The organism is Mycobacterium timonense (assembly GCF_025821985.1).
GTDB lineage: Bacteria > Actinomycetota > Actinomycetes > Mycobacteriales > Mycobacteriaceae > Mycobacterium > Mycobacterium avium.
In genome coordinates, this window is the sequence record NZ_JACKSY010000048.1 from 110,249 (window position 1) to 123,554 (window position 13,306).

A 13,306-nucleotide genomic window follows, 5' to 3' on the forward strand; every position below is an offset into this window, starting at 1 on the left:
GCGAATGGTAACTCGATGCGCCGACAAGCCAGCCGATGGCGACGGGCCGTAGTACCAAAACGCAGGTCAGGACCCGCTGGCCACGTCAGTGCGCTCCGTACTAAACTAGAACACGTTTCAATTCCGCCACCGCCCAGGGAGTAGGCATGCACACCGCTATCTGCGATGAGCTTGGTATCGAGTTTCCGATCTTCGCGTTCACCCACTGCCGCGACGTCGTGGTGGCGGTGAGCAAGGCCGGCGGGTTCGGCGTGCTCGGCGCCGTCGGTTTCACCCCCGAGCAGCTGGAGATCGAGCTGAAGTGGATCGACGAGAACATCGGCGACCACCCGTACGGGGTCGACATCGTGATCCCGAACAAATACGAGGGCATGGACTCCCACCTGTCCGCCGAAGAGTTGGCCGAGACGCTGCGCAAGATGGTGCCCCAGGAGCACCTGGACTTCGGGAAGAAGATCCTGGCCGACCACGGTGTGCCGATCGAGGACAGCGACAGCGACAGCCTGCAGCTGCTCGGCTGGACGGAGGCGACGGCCACGCCCCAGGTGGAGGTGGCGCTCAAGCACCCCAAGGTCAAGATGATCGCCAACGCGCTCGGCACCCCGCCGGCCGACATGATCAAGCACATCCACGACGCCGGGCTCAAGGTGGCGGCGCTGTGCGGCTCCCCCTCGCAGGCGCGCAAGCACGCCGACGCCGGCGTGGACATCATCATCGCGCAGGGCGGCGAGGCCGGCGGGCACTGCGGCGAGGTGGGCTCGATCGTGCTGTGGCCACAGGTGGTCAAGGAGGTCGCCCCGCTGCCGGTGCTGGCTGCCGGCGGCATCGGCAGCGGCCAGCAGATCGCCGCGGCCCTGGCATTGGGCGCGCAGGGCGCGTGGACCGGCTCGCAGTGGTTGATGGTTGAGGAGTCCTCGAACACCCCGGTCCAGCAGGCGGCCTACGCCAAGGCGGGCAGCCGCGACACCGTGCGCAGCCGTTCGTTCACGGGCAAGCCGGCCCGCATGCTGCGCAACGACTGGACCGAGGCCTGGGAGGCGCCGGGCAACCCCAAGCCGCTCGGGATGCCGTTGCAGTACATGGTTTCCGGCATGGCAGTGCGGGCCACCAACAAGTACCCGAACGAATCGGTCGACGTGGCGTTCAACCCGGTCGGTCAGGTGGTCGGGCAGTTCACCAAGGTGGAGAAGACGGCGACCGTCATCGAGCGCTGGGTGCAGGAGTACCTGGAAGCGACCAACCGGCTGGACGAGCTGAACGAGGCCGCGTCCGTCTGACCGACGGGCTAGACCTCGTCGACGTCGTCGACGTCGTGCCGGCCGGTGAAGACTTCCTTCGTCCGGTCCACCGCGTAGGTGCCGATGTCGATGGAGTTCTGCACGATGCCGCTGGCGCCGCCGGCGATGTCGCCGCGGATGATGTCGCTGGCGTGCTCGACGATGTCGGAGGCTTTCTCCACCGCGTTGGTCGCGATGTCCCGCGCCGCGTCGACCGCATCCTTGGGGTTGAAGGCCATCTCGAGTCTCCTTTTGTCACAGGACTTATCGCAGGGCCGTCGCCCTGACCCTAGACGGAACTCTAGACGGGTCGGGGGGGGGGCATTTCTCGCCGGCGCCGGAGGGCCCATCGGTAAAGGCAACGGGCCGACAGTGGGCCTAGTAGTGCACCAGGGAGCGCCAGTAGTCCTCGGGGATTTCGGCCCCGGAGCGCATTATCCGGGCCAGCCCGACGGCCATCGCGATGCCCAGCAGTCCCAGCCACAGCCCGGCCAGGGCAATGACACCCCACAGCACAGCGGTGACGACGGGCCAGGGCGAGAGCACCGCCAGCACCGGCGCGAAGAAGAAGCCGGTGCCGATGTACCAGGCCGACCCGGCGCGATCCGAGGCCAGCACGAACCGCAGCCAGCGAGGCACCAGCGGTTTGCCGGACTCGGCGGTCCGACTGCGCTCACAGGGGGCCGGGCTCATGGCGGCGCCGATCATCCGCTGGGCGGGAAGAACCCTGCCCCGGTGAACCATCCTTCCTGCCACCCGCGGTCACCCAGGCACAGCATGGGCAGCCCGGCCTCCGATTGCGCGGCGGCCTGCGGACCGGGGCACTTCGCGCCGGCCTGCTGGACGCCGTACAGCGGGTAGGACATGACCCAGTATCCGGTGGTGGCCGCCGGGAACTGGTTGGGCGGCGGGAAGTGGCACGCCTCGGCCTGCCCGCTGGGCCCTCGACCGAAGATGAACCGCTCGTAGTTGTCGCACGGCGCGCCCAAGGACGCCTGATAATTCATGCCCGGCACGTCGCCGTCGTATCCGGCTGCCGCAACCGGCGCCACGCCGACCGCGATGCCCGCTACCGAAACCGCAGTGAGCAGTTCCCGAATCATCTTCCACCCCGCCTGTGCTCGCCGGTGACCTGCACCAAAGCATATCCGCCGAACCCCGCGCCACAAGGGCCGATCGGCCGGATCCGCCCGGGACAGAGAACACGTTCCAATTCGCGCCCGGCGATCTTGCGCCAATGCTTCCCAACGGTGGCGTGGCAGTGGTTTCCTTGCACAAAGACGACTAGACCACTTCGTCCTCGAGGAGCGGGCCCATGGCAACCGTCGAGCCAACCACCAAGCCGGTCCCCAATCTGCCGCCTGGATTCGACTTCACCGATCCCGACATCTACGCCGAGCGGCTGCCGGTGGAAGAACTGGCCGAAATGCGTCGCGTCGCGCCGATCTGGTGGAACGAGCAGCCGATCGGCGCGGGCGGGTTCGACGACGGCGGCTTCTGGGTGGTGACCAAGCACAAGGATGTCAAGGAGGTCTCGCTGCGCAGCGACGTCTTCTCCAGCCTGCAGAAGACCGCCCTGCCCCGCTACAAGGACGGCACCGTCGCCGAGCAGGTCGAACGGGGCAAGTTCGTGCTGCTGAACATGGATGCGCCGCAACACACCCGGCTGCGCAAGATCATCTCCCGGGCCTTCACGCCGCGCGCGGTCGAGCGCCTGCGCGACGACCTGCGCGAGCGCGCTCGCCGCATCGTCGAGGCCGCGGCCGCCGAGGGTTCCGGCGACTTCGTCGAACAGGTGTCCTGCGAGCTGCCGCTGCAGGCCATCGCGAGTCTGATGGGTGTGCCGCAGGAGGACCGCAAGAAACTGTTCCACTGGTCCAACGAGATGGTCGGTGACCAGGACCCCGAGTTCGCGAGCAACGACGCCATCACCGCTTCCGTCGAGCTGATCATGTACGGCATGCAGATGGCCGCCGACCGGGCCAAGAACCCGGGCGAGGACCTGGTCACCAAGCTGGTTCAGGCCGACATCGACGGCCACAAGCTCTCCGACGACGAGTTCGGGTTCTTCGTCATCCTGCTGGCCGTGGCCGGCAACGAGACCACCCGCAATTCCATCACCCAAGGCATGATGGCCTTCACCGACTTCCCCGACCAGTGGGAGCTTTTCAAAAGGGAGCGGCCCGCCACCGCGGCCGACGAAATCGTGCGGTGGGCCACGCCGGTGACGTCGTTCCAGCGGACGGCGCTGCAAGACTACGAACTGTCCGGGGTGAAGATCAAAAAAGGTCAGCGCGTCGTAATGTTCTACCGCTCAGCCAATTTCGACGAGGACGTGTTCGACGACCCGTTCACCTTCAACATCCTGCGTGACCCCAACCCGCACGTCGGGTTCGGCGGCACCGGCGCACACTACTGCATCGGGGCCAACCTGGCGCGAATGACGATCGATCTGATGTTCAACGCGATCGCCGACGCCATGCCCGATCTCGAATCGATCGGCAAACCCGAACGCCTGCGGTCGGGCTGGCTCAACGGAATCAAGCACTGGCAGGTCGACTATCACACCAACGGGTCGTCGAAATGCCCTGTCGCGCATTAGGCTAAGGCCATCTAGGCTGGACCGATGCCAACACATCAAGCCGTCCAGATTCAATCCGCCGGCGCAGCGTTGGAACTGGTCGACACCGAAACCCGGCCGCCGGGCCGGGACGAGGTACGGCTGACGGTCGGTGCCTGCGGCATCTGCGGCACCGACGCTCACTTCGTCAACGGTGCATTCCCCGGCCTGTCGTGGCCGTTGACGCCGGGGCATGAAATCGCCGGCCGGATCGCCGAGCTGGGCGAGGGTGTCGAAGGGTTCGCGGTCGGCCAGCGGGTCGCGGTCGGCTGGTTCGGCGGGTGTTGCTACCGGTGCGACCCTTGCCGCGCAGGCCTTTTCATCCACTGCGTGAACGGGAAGGTACCCAGCTGGCACTATCCCGGCGGATACGCGGAATCGGTGACGGTCCCGACCAGCGCGCTGGCCCGCATCCCCGAGGAACTCACCGACGCCGAAGCCGCCCCGATGGGCTGCGCCGGGGTCACCACCTACAACGCCCTGCGGCACACCAAGGCGCTGCCCGGCGATCGGGTGGCGATCCTGGGGGTCGGCGGCCTGGGTCATCTCGGCGTGCAATTCGCCGCCGCAATGGGTTTCGAGACCATCGCGATCAACCGCGGTACCGGTAAAGCCGATGACGCCCGGAAACTGGGCGCCCATCACTACATCGACTCCACGGCCGAAGACCCCGCCGAAGCGCTGCGGGCGTTGGGCGGCGCGGCGGTGGTGCTGGCCACCGCCGGCAATTCGCAGGCCATGGCCGCCACGGTCGGCGGTCTTGCGCCGCAGGGCGAGCTGGTCACCATCGGCGTCACGCCCGAGCCGCTGCCGATCAGTCCCCTGCAGCTGATAACGCCGGGCCTCAGCATCGTCGGTCATCCCTCCGGCACCGCCAAGGACGTCGAGGACACCATGCAGTTCGCGGTCCTGTCCGGGGTGCGCGCCTGGATCGAGGAGCTGCCGTTGTCCCGGGCGGCCGACGGCTACGCCGCCCTGGAAGGCGGGCGAGCGCATTACCGCACCGTTTTGACCATGTGACTTTGACGTGTGACTTTGACACAGTCGATCCGTGGCATCCGACGACGCGTGGACCATCGGCCCTGCCGACGGTGAACTGCTGCTGCACACCGGTGTCACCGGTCGGGCGGCGCGCATGGGCCATCGCCTCACCATCGCGATGACCCGGTGGCGCGGCGGCGTCGGCTGGGCCGGCTCCCGGCCCGTGCGGGCCGAGCTGGCCGTCGAGGTGGACTCGTTCGAGGTGCTGCGCGGTGAGGGCGGCGTGAAGGGGCTGTCCACGGCCGAGAAAGCGTTGGTGCGGTCGAACGCTTTGAAGTCCTTGAACGCCAGTCGTTTTCCCGAGATTCGTTACACGTCCGACGTGATCGAGCGCGCCGGCGACGGGTACCGGCTGACCGGCACGCTACAGATCCAGGGCACTGCCCGAAACCATGTAATCGACCTGCGCACAGAGGATCTCGGCGAGGCCTGGCGGTTGTCGGTGGAAACGACCGTCCGGCAATCCGATTACGGCATCAAGCCCTTCTCGCTGCTGATGGGGTCGGTCCAGGTCGCCGACGACGTGTCGCTGTCGTTCACCGCGGTGCACGCCAAGGATCGGGCGGAGGACCGGTGAGCCGCTGGGGGTGGAATCAGGGCTGCGGGTCCAGCGTGGGATGCGGCGCCGAATCGGCCGCCGGCTCACCGGTGTCACCGGGGATGTGCTCGAGCACCCGGGTCAGATACGGCTGCCGGTTGCCGGACTCCATTTGCCGGTCGTCGCCGATGCCGGGCTGTTCGTCGGGAGCGGCCGATTCGCCGGCGGGCGCGGGGGCCGGCCCGCTCGGCGGCTTGGTCGGCGGCTTGGTCTGCGGTACCGCCGGCAGCGGTGTGACGGCCTTGACCGCCTCGGCGACCTGCGGCGCGGGCGGATGGGTGGCGTGCTTGGCGGACGCGGTCGCACTCGCCGGACCGACGTGAATGCCCACCGCGAGCGACACCGAGCCGACGAAGGAGATCGCCCCGGCGGTCAGCGCGGTCATGGCTCCGGCGTAGGACAACCGCCGGTGCCGGACGGGTGCCGGGGTCACCGGCTCGCTGCGGCGCGCCACGAGTTGTTCGTCGGTGAACTCGGTGCTGCGCGCCGCCGAGAGGGCCGCGCCCCGCGCGATCGTCACCTGGGCCATCGATTGCACGAAAACCGGTACCGGCAAAGCCTTTTCGAGTTGCCAGGACAAGCCGTCGATGTCGCTGTGGGCGCCGACGACGACGATGCCGCCCGGCTGCCAGCCGTCGCGCTCGAACATGCCGGTCAGCCAGCGGGTCAGGCCGTCGAAACCGCCGCGCACCTGCTTGGTGGCGGTTTGGGTCTGCCCGTCGTGGGAGTCGACCATGACGACCGTCGTCCAGTCGTGCTCGAGAACGCAGACGGCGGTCTGCTCGTACCCGATGACCGGGGCGATGGCCTGGGCCAGGGTCTCGACGGCTTGCAGGAACCGGACCGGCACCACGTTGTGCAAGCCCGCGTCGGTCAGCGCCTCGAGCACCAGCGCTGCCGGTACGGACGCCTCGTCGTTCCAGGTCACGCCGATGACACGCAGCCGCCGATCGCAGCCGGCCGCCGCCGCCTCGACCCGCAACACCTCGTCGACCACCTGCTCCGCGGCACTGGCGGCGCGCAGAGCGCCGCCCGAGTGCAACGCCAATTCCTGGTGATCCAGGATGGTGCCGTCCGCGCCATGTCCTTCAGCGAGAACCCACCCAACGGTGGTCGGTGTCACCGACAGGCCAAATACCGTGTCCAAATCTGTGCCCCAATCGGTCCCGCGCTCCGCTCCCAGACACGCTGACGCGCACCATGAAACCGCTGGTACACGGGTTCGTGAGAGCCGGAACAGACGCGGGATAGCGTGGTCTTCATCGGCTTGCTCCGAGAGAGCCTACGCGGTCCGCGAAAGGCCGGCAGCGCCCGGTCAGCCGTCGGGAACAAACCGGTGGCCGAATCACCTGATAACCCACCGGAAAACGGGTCGCATGGCAGGGCGGAGTGCATCGATTCCCCGATCGCGAAATCACGCGAAAGGAAACCGGCGACCGGTTGGCGCGCTGACCAACGCGCAGAAATCCGCGCCGACCCGGATGTTTTGCCGCACGCCGGTTGGACAACTGGTTGGACTGCTGGTTGGACCGGCGCCGACCGGGTATCCCCGCACCCGTCGCCGCCCGGCGCTGCGGGCGGCGAAATTGCGAGGTGAAAACCTGCGAGACGAAAAGAGATGCGAAACCGAGACTCGTTCGCGTCCCAATCGACATTTGACGGACTCACACGGTAAATTCCTGTGAGACCACGATCACATGCGACCACATCCGACAAGGGGCAGGTATGACAGATCTGAGCGAGAAGGTCCGGGCCTGGGGGCGCCGGCTTTTGGTCGGCGCAGCGGCGGCTGTAACCCTGCCGGGCCTGATCGGTCTTGCCGGCGGCGCGGCGACCGCGAATGCGTTTTCGCGTCCGGGCCTGCCCGTCGAGTACCTGCAGGTGCCCTCCGCCGGAATGGGCCGCGACATCAAGGTCCAGTTCCAGAGCGGCGGCAACGGCTCCCCCGCGGTGTATCTGCTGGACGGCCTGCGGGCTCAGGACGACTACAACGGCTGGGACATCAACACCCCGGCCTTCGAGTGGTACTACCAGTCCGGCCTGTCGGTGATCATGCCCGTCGGCGGACAGTCCAGCTTCTACGCGGACTGGTACCAGCCCGCGTGCGGCAAGGCCGGTTGCTCCACCTATAAGTGGGAGACCTTCCTGACCAGCGAGCTGCCGTCGTACCTGGCCTCGAACAAGGGTGTGAAGCGCACCGGCAGCGCCGCAGTCGGCATCTCGATGTCCGGATCCTCGGCGATGATCCTGGCCGTCAACCATCCCGACCAATTCATCTATGCCGGATCGCTCTCGGCGCTGCTCGACCCGTCCCAGGGCATGGGGCCGTCGCTGATCGGTCTGGCGATGGGTGACGCCGGCGGCTACAAGGCTGACGCCATGTGGGGCCCGTCCAGCGACCCGGCCTGGCAGCGCAACGACCCGAGCCTGCACATCCCCGAGCTGGTCGGCCACAACACCCGGCTGTGGGTGTACTGCGGTAACGGGACACCGTCGGAGCTGGGTGGCGCCAACATGCCCGCCGAGTTCCTGGAGAACTTCGTGCGCAGCAGCAACCTGAAGTTCCAGGACGCCTACAACGGCGCCGGCGGCCACAACGCCGTGTTCAACTTCAACGCCAACGGAACGCACAGCTGGGAGTACTGGGGAGCCCAGCTCAACGCCATGAAGCCCGACCTGCAGGGCACCCTGGGCGCGTCCCCGGGCGGCGGCGGATAACCCCTCGACCGCTCGCGGCCACTACTGCGCTCGACGATGACACCGTCGGGCGCAGTAGTGCTGTTGCGGCCCCGACCGGGCGCCGCGGCGCCAGGGGTCGGGCCGCCCGTGTGGTCGTGGCGGGCTGTCTGGTGACCGGGGCCCTCGCCGGGGCCTTCGCGGTGCCGGCGGCGAAGGCCCGAGCCGACACCGCCGATCCGCTGACCGAGCTGGTCGACGCCGCCGCCCAGCGGCTGCAGCTCGCCGAGCCGGTGGCCGCCTACAAATGGAACAGTCACGGTGCCGTCGAAGACCCGGCACGCGTCGCCCAACAGCTGGCCCTACTCGGCGACCAGGCCGCCGCCGAGAACATCGACCGCGACTACGTCACCCGGGTTTTCGCCGACCAGATCCGCGCCACCGAGGCCATCGAATACAGCCGGTTCGCGAGCTGGAAGCTGAATCCGGGCGAGGCCCCGGCCGACGCGCCCGACCTGACGGCCTCGCGGGCGGCGATCGACGACCTCAGCCGGACCATGCTGACTGCGCTGGCGGCCGATTGGCCGCTGCTGCATTCGCCGGCATGCGCGGCGCTGCTGGCCGACGCGCGGCGCGCCGTCGTCGGCGACCGTCGGCTCGACACCCTTTACCAACGGGCCCTGACCTCGGCCACGCAGTCGTATTGCCAGCAATAATTTAAATTTTCCTCACCAATTTCTAACGCCTTGTTTTCGCCTGCCGAAATGGCGGTTTCCGCAGATAGAAGGCATATCTCGCGGCATTTTCGAATAGGTAACGCTTTGGCCACACGGGCCGAAATCCTGGACATGACAAATCTCTGCAAGCTTCTCGTCAAGTCCGTAGTGGTCGGCGGGTTCGTTGCAGCGTCGATGGCTTCGTCCACGGGTGTGGTGAGCGCCGAGCCCACGCCCAACTGGGACGCGATCGCTCAATGCGAATCCGGTGGCAACTGGCACGCCAACACCGGAAACGGCGAATACGGTGGACTGCAATTCAAACCGGCCACCTGGGCCCGCTACGGCGGCGTCGGCAACCCCGCGGCCGCCTCCCGCGAACAGCAGATCGCCGTGGCCAACCGGGTTTTCGCCGAAGAGGGCGTGGAGCCGTGGCCGAAGTGCGGCGCCCAGTCCGGCCTGCCGATCGGCTGGTACTCGCACCCCGCGCAGGGCATCAAGCAGATCATCAACGGCCTGATCCAGGCGGCGGTCCCGCGCTGATCAAACGCCGCCGCGGTCTATGAGCCGGCCGCAAGCTGTGTTTGGATCAGCCCATGGAAGGTTCGGCGACGGTGCACATGGCGGCGCCCGCGGCCAAGATCTGGGACCTCATCGCGGACGTGCGCAACATGGGGCGGTTCTCCCCCGAGGTGTTCGAGGCCGAGTGGCTGGGCGGCGCGACCGGCCCGGCCCCCGGCGCGAAATTCCGCGGTCACGTCCGGCGCAACGAGATCGGACCGGTGTATTGGACGACGTGCAAGGTGACCGCCTGCGAACCGGGTCGCGAGTTCGGCTTCACCGTGCTCCTGGGTGACCGCGAGGTCAACAACTGGCACTACCGCTTGGCGCCCAGCGGTGGCGGCACCGACGTGACCGAGTCGTTTCGGCTCAATCCGGCGCCCTGGCTCCCGGTGTACTGGGTGTTCGGCGGCTTTCTGCGCAAGCGGCGCAACATCCGCGACATGACCAAGACGCTGAACAGGATCAAAGACGTGGTCGAGGCCGACGCGCCGTGAAATCGATCTTCATCACCGGCGCGGGCAGCGGCATGGGTCGCGAGGGCGCAAAGCTGTTCCACGCCAAGGGTTGGCGGGTCGGCGCCGTGGACCGCAACGACGACGGCCTGGCCACGCTGCAGCAGGAACTGGGTGACGATCGGCTGTGGACCCGCGCCGTCGATGTGACGGACAAGGCGGCGCTGGACGGCGCCCTGGCCGATTTCTGCGCCGGCAACACCGGCGGCGGGCTCGACATGATGTGGAACAACGCCGGCATCGGGGAATCCGGCTGGTTCGAGGACGTGCCGTACGACGCCGCGATGCGCGTGGTCGACGTCAACTACAAGGCGGTACTGACCGGGGCGTACGGCGCGCTGCCCTACCTCAAGAAGTCGGCCGGCAGCCTGATGTTCTCCACGTCGTCGTCCTCGGCCACCTACGGGATGCCGCGGCTGGCCGTCTATTCGTCGACCAAGCACGCCGTCAAGGGGTTGACGGAGGCGCTGAGCGTGGAGTGGCAGCGGCACGGGGTGCGGGTGGCCGACGTGCTGCCCGGTCTGATCGACACCGCCATCCTCACCACCACAACCAACCATTCCAACGACGGCGCCGCGCCGATGACCGCCGAGGAGCTTCGCGCCACCGCGCCCAAGAAGGGCGTGCTGCGGTTGATGCCGGCCAGCAGCGTGGCCGAGGTGGCGTGGCGGGCCTACCACCATCCGCGGCGGCTGCATTGGTACGTGCCCAGGAGCATTCGCCTGATCGACGTGTTCAAGGGTCTGAGTCCGGAATTCGTGCGGCGTAGCATCGTCAAGTCGTTGCCCGCGCTGATGCCGAAGCGGCAGTAAGGAGTTCGGCTGGTGCAAAAACGCTTGCCCACAGTCGTTTTGGTGCTGACGGCCGTTGTCGCCGGCATGGCCGGGTGCAGCGCGGCGCAGACCGTGCCGCGCAAGGCCGCCCGGCTGACCATCGACGGCGCCACCCACACGACCCGCCCGCCGTCCTGCCGGCAGGACCAGATGTATCGGACCATCAATATCCCCGACCACGACGGTGGAGTCGAAGCGGTGGTGCTGCTCAGCGGTTACCGGGTGATGCCGCAGTGGGTGAAGATCCGCAACGTCGACGGCTTCACCGGCAGCTACTGGCAGGGCGGAGTGGGCGACGCGCACGTCGATCTCACCAACGACGCATACACCATCACCGGTAGCGCGTACGGCATCAACAGCGCCAACCCCAACAAAGTGGTGACCACCGACTTCAAAATCGTTGCCGAGTGCTGATTCTCGTGACGGCCGGGGCATACGCTGGTGACGACGGCTGAACGAGGGAGGGGCCGGTGAAGGAACGCTTGCACTGGTTCGCGATGCACGGCTTCATCCGCGGCGCCGCCGCGCTGGGCGCCCGCCGCGGTGACGTGCACGCCCGGTTGATCGCCGATCCGGCGGTGGCCGCCGATCCGGCGCGCTTCTACGACGAAGCTCGGGCCCGCGGCACGCTGGTGAAGGGTCGCGTCGCCTATCTGACGGCCGACCACGCGCTCGCCCACGAGCTGCTGCGCTCCGAGGACTTCCGGGTGCTGGTCTTCGGATCGAACCTGCCGGCGCCGTTGCGGTGGCTGGAGCGTCGCACCCGCGACGACCTGCTGCACCCGCTGCGCGCCCCGTCGTTGCTGGCCGTCGAGCCGCCCGAGCACACCCGCTACCGCAAGACCGTGTCGGCGGTGTTCACGCCCCGCGCGGTCGCCGCGCTGCGCGACCGGGTGGAGCGCACCGCGGCCGAGCTGTTGGACCAGCTGACCGGCGGGCCGGGCGTCGTCGACATCGTGGGACGGTACTGTTCGCAACTCCCGGTCGCGATCATCAGCGAGATCCTCGGCGTCCCCGAGCAGGACCGCAGCCGGGTGCTGGAATTCGGCGAACTGGCCGCCCCGAGCCTGGACATCGGATTGCCGTGGCGCCAATACCGCAGCGTGCAGCGTGGCATCGCCGGCTTCAGCTCCTGGCTGGCCGGGCATCTGCAGCAGCTGCGCAGCAACCCCAGCGACAATTTGATGAGCCAGCTGATCCAGACCGCCGAAAGCGGTTCGGCCGAAACCTATCTCGACGAGACCGAGCTTGCGGCGATCGCCGGGCTGGTGCTGGCCGCCGGCTTCGAGACCACGGTGAACCTGCTCGGCAACGGCATCCGCATGCTGCTGGACGCGCCGGAGCACCTCGACACGCTGCGGCGCCGGCCCGAGTTGTGGCCCAACGCCGTCGAGGAGATCCTGCGGCTGGAATCGCCGGTGCAGCTGACCGCGCGGATGGCGCTCGACGACGTCGAAGTGGCGGGCCGGCAGCTGCACCGCGGCGATCTGGTACTGGTGTATCTGGCGGCCGCCAATCGCGATCCGGCGGTATTCGGCGATCCGCACCGCTTCGACATCGAAAGGCCAAACGCCGGAAGGCATCTCGCGTTCTCCGGCGGACGGCATTTCTGCCTGGGCGCGGCCCTGGCCCGCGCCGAGGGCGAGGTAGGGCTGCGCACCTTTTTCGAGCGCTTCCCCGAGGCGCGTGCCGCGGGGGCGGGGAGCCGGCGCGAGACCCGGGTGCTGCGGGGATGGTCGTCGCTGCCGGTGCGGCTGGGCCCGGCCCGCTCGCTGGCCGCCGCGGAAGCCGGCGGCCGCCCGGATGAGCCGACCGCCGGGTGAACCGGGCGGTTGACACCGCCGCGCCGACGGAGTTTCATTTGCCGCTATGACAGAGGTTTCTATGATCGCGGTGGAGGATGTCGTGCGCGGGCTGTGGCAGGCCCTGTCGCGGCGTGATTGGGATGCGGTCAAGACCTTCCTGTCCGACGACTGCCTGTATGTGGACATGCCCGTTCCGGCGTTGTCGGCCCGTGGCCCGGAGGACATCGTCAAGCGGCTCAAGATGGGGCTCGAGCAGTTGGCCGGCTACCAGAACCACCCCGGCGTGCTGGTGTCCAACGGCTCCGACGTGCTCTACGAGCACTCCGAGACATGGACGTTCGCCACCGGCGAGCAGGGCGTGCTGCGATTCGTCACCGTCCACAAGGTGATCGATGGCAAAGTGACCGTCTGGAAAGACTATTGGGACATGCAAAGCCTCGTCGCCTTCGCTCCCCCGAACCACTTCGAGGGCTTGGCAAATGGGGACACTAGCTGGGTCTTTGACGCTTCAGCATTGGTCTGACCGAGACGTCAGAGCGCCGAAAGGACTCTCAATGAAGATGTCAAGCCGCCGACTTGGTGATCGGGGGTGATTCGGGTTGCCAGGTGCGGTTGTCACGGATGAGGGCGTAAAGGACGTTGGTACGGCGTCGCGCCAGGCAGA

The 13,306-nt window shown here is 67.8% G+C and carries 16 protein-coding genes; 12 read left to right on the forward strand and 4 right to left on the reverse strand.

All coding sequences use genetic code 11. The features are described 5' to 3' along the window. The first annotated feature begins 146 nt into the window (after positions 1 to 146). On the forward strand, positions 147 to 1,277 hold the full coding sequence (locus H7I87_RS13960; protein ID WP_003876584.1) for a nitronate monooxygenase: 1,131 nt from the start codon (positions 147 to 149) through the stop codon (positions 1,275 to 1,277). 8 nt (positions 1,278 to 1,285) lie between these two features. Here H7I87_RS13960 and H7I87_RS13965 read toward each other — a convergent pair whose 3' ends face one another. The 3 genes from H7I87_RS13965 to H7I87_RS13975 all read right to left on the reverse strand — a co-directional run bounded on the left by H7I87_RS13965 (position 1,286) and on the right by H7I87_RS13975 (position 2,380). Continuing rightward, the gene (locus H7I87_RS13965) at positions 1,286 to 1,516 is read right to left on the reverse strand and encodes an Rv1893 family protein (RefSeq protein WP_003876583.1); all 231 of its coding nucleotides are present in this window, start codon (positions 1,514 to 1,516) and stop codon (positions 1,286 to 1,288) included. Positions 1,517 to 1,655: 139 nt separating this feature from the next. Continuing rightward, positions 1,656 to 1,970, reverse strand: coding sequence for a hypothetical protein (locus H7I87_RS13970; protein WP_044544380.1), 315 nt, complete (start codon positions 1,968 to 1,970; stop codon positions 1,656 to 1,658). Positions 1,971 to 1,981: 11 nt separating this feature from the next. Continuing rightward, positions 1,982 to 2,380: a hypothetical protein gene (locus tag H7I87_RS13975; protein ID WP_023869200.1), complete on the reverse strand. Its 399-nt coding sequence runs from the start codon at positions 2,378 to 2,380 to the stop codon at positions 1,982 to 1,984. 212 nt (positions 2,381 to 2,592) lie between these two features. Between H7I87_RS13975 and H7I87_RS13980 the strand changes: the two genes are divergently transcribed. The 3 genes from H7I87_RS13980 to H7I87_RS13990 are packed head-to-tail and all read left to right on the forward strand — an operon-like array spanning position 2,593 to position 5,515. Further along, the gene (locus H7I87_RS13980; protein ID WP_011725062.1) at positions 2,593 to 3,879 is read left to right on the forward strand and encodes a cytochrome P450; all 1,287 of its coding nucleotides are present in this window, start codon (positions 2,593 to 2,595) and stop codon (positions 3,877 to 3,879) included. Between the two features lie 24 nt (positions 3,880 to 3,903). After that, a complete protein-coding gene (locus H7I87_RS13985; protein WP_003876579.1) occupies positions 3,904 to 4,917 on the forward strand; it encodes an alcohol dehydrogenase in 1,014 nt (337 codons plus the stop codon). Positions 4,918 to 4,948: 31 nt separating this feature from the next. Further along, positions 4,949 to 5,515, forward strand: a complete 567-nt coding sequence (locus tag H7I87_RS13990) for a YceI family protein (protein ID WP_023871153.1) — start codon at positions 4,949 to 4,951, stop codon at positions 5,513 to 5,515. A 16-nt stretch (positions 5,516 to 5,531) separates the two neighbouring features. Here H7I87_RS13990 and H7I87_RS13995 read toward each other — a convergent pair whose 3' ends face one another. Further along, complete coding sequence (locus H7I87_RS13995) at positions 5,532 to 6,683, reverse strand: DUF7159 family protein (RefSeq protein WP_033725085.1); 1,152 nt, start codon at positions 6,681 to 6,683, stop codon at positions 5,532 to 5,534. A 578-nt stretch (positions 6,684 to 7,261) separates the two neighbouring features. On the opposite strand from H7I87_RS13995, the gene ag85B reads away from it, so the two are divergent. The 8 genes from ag85B (at position 7,262) to H7I87_RS14035 (ending at position 13,165) form a co-directional block, all read left to right on the forward strand. Then, positions 7,262 to 8,254 carry a diacylglycerol acyltransferase/mycolyltransferase Ag85B gene (gene ag85B, locus H7I87_RS14000; RefSeq protein ID WP_003876576.1) on the forward strand — a complete coding sequence of 331 codons (993 nt, stop codon included), beginning with the start codon at positions 7,262 to 7,264 and terminating at the stop codon, positions 8,252 to 8,254. Between the two features lie 110 nt (positions 8,255 to 8,364). Next, positions 8,365 to 8,928 carry a chorismate mutase gene (locus H7I87_RS14005; RefSeq protein ID WP_023861638.1) on the forward strand — a complete coding sequence of 188 codons (564 nt, stop codon included), beginning with the start codon at positions 8,365 to 8,367 and terminating at the stop codon, positions 8,926 to 8,928. 48 nt (positions 8,929 to 8,976) lie between these two features. Then, complete coding sequence (gene rpfC, locus H7I87_RS14010) at positions 8,977 to 9,471, forward strand: resuscitation-promoting factor RpfC (RefSeq protein ID WP_224111461.1); 495 nt, start codon at positions 8,977 to 8,979, stop codon at positions 9,469 to 9,471. 35 nt (positions 9,472 to 9,506) lie between these two features. Then, entirely contained in the window at positions 9,507 to 9,986 is a 480-nt protein-coding gene (locus H7I87_RS14015; RefSeq protein ID WP_170945488.1) for an SRPBCC family protein, read from the forward strand. After that, complete coding sequence (locus H7I87_RS14020; RefSeq protein WP_019733682.1) at positions 9,983 to 10,816, forward strand: SDR family oxidoreductase; 834 nt, start codon at positions 9,983 to 9,985, stop codon at positions 10,814 to 10,816. Before H7I87_RS14015 ends, H7I87_RS14020 begins: the two co-directional genes overlap by 4 nt. A gap of 12 nt (positions 10,817 to 10,828) precedes the next feature. Beyond that, positions 10,829 to 11,251: a lipoprotein LpqH gene (locus tag H7I87_RS14025; RefSeq protein WP_019733681.1), complete on the forward strand. Its 423-nt coding sequence runs from the start codon at positions 10,829 to 10,831 to the stop codon at positions 11,249 to 11,251. Positions 11,252 to 11,307: 56 nt separating this feature from the next. Continuing rightward, positions 11,308 to 12,660, forward strand: a complete 1,353-nt coding sequence (locus tag H7I87_RS14030; RefSeq protein WP_023861640.1) for a cytochrome P450 — start codon at positions 11,308 to 11,310, stop codon at positions 12,658 to 12,660. Between the two features lie 61 nt (positions 12,661 to 12,721). Continuing rightward, entirely contained in the window at positions 12,722 to 13,165 is a 444-nt protein-coding gene (locus tag H7I87_RS14035; RefSeq protein WP_019731776.1) for a nuclear transport factor 2 family protein, read from the forward strand. Positions 13,166 to 13,306 lie beyond the last annotated feature (141 nt).

Excerpts from the sequence above, each read along its gene's own strand:
- H7I87_RS14035 (WP_019731776.1), top strand. The coding sequence starts at position 12,722 with ATGATCGCGGTGGAGGATGTCGTGCGCGGGCTGTGGCAGGCCCTGTCG.
- H7I87_RS13970 (WP_044544380.1), bottom strand. The coding sequence starts at position 1,970 with ATGAGCCCGGCCCCCTGTGAGCGCAGTCGGACCGCCGAGTCCGGCAAA.
- H7I87_RS13960 (WP_003876584.1), top strand. The coding sequence starts at position 147 with ATGCACACCGCTATCTGCGATGAGCTTGGTATCGAGTTTCCGATCTTC.
- H7I87_RS13985 (WP_003876579.1), top strand. The coding sequence starts at position 3,904 with ATGCCAACACATCAAGCCGTCCAGATTCAATCCGCCGGCGCAGCGTTG.
- H7I87_RS13980 (WP_011725062.1), top strand. The coding sequence starts at position 2,593 with ATGGCAACCGTCGAGCCAACCACCAAGCCGGTCCCCAATCTGCCGCCT.
- rpfC (WP_224111461.1), top strand. The coding sequence starts at position 8,977 with ATGGCGGTTTCCGCAGATAGAAGGCATATCTCGCGGCATTTTCGAATA.
- ag85B (WP_003876576.1), top strand. The coding sequence starts at position 7,262 with ATGACAGATCTGAGCGAGAAGGTCCGGGCCTGGGGGCGCCGGCTTTTG.
- H7I87_RS13975 (WP_023869200.1), bottom strand. The coding sequence starts at position 2,380 with ATGATTCGGGAACTGCTCACTGCGGTTTCGGTAGCGGGCATCGCGGTC.
- H7I87_RS13965 (WP_003876583.1), bottom strand. The coding sequence starts at position 1,516 with ATGGCCTTCAACCCCAAGGATGCGGTCGACGCGGCGCGGGACATCGCG.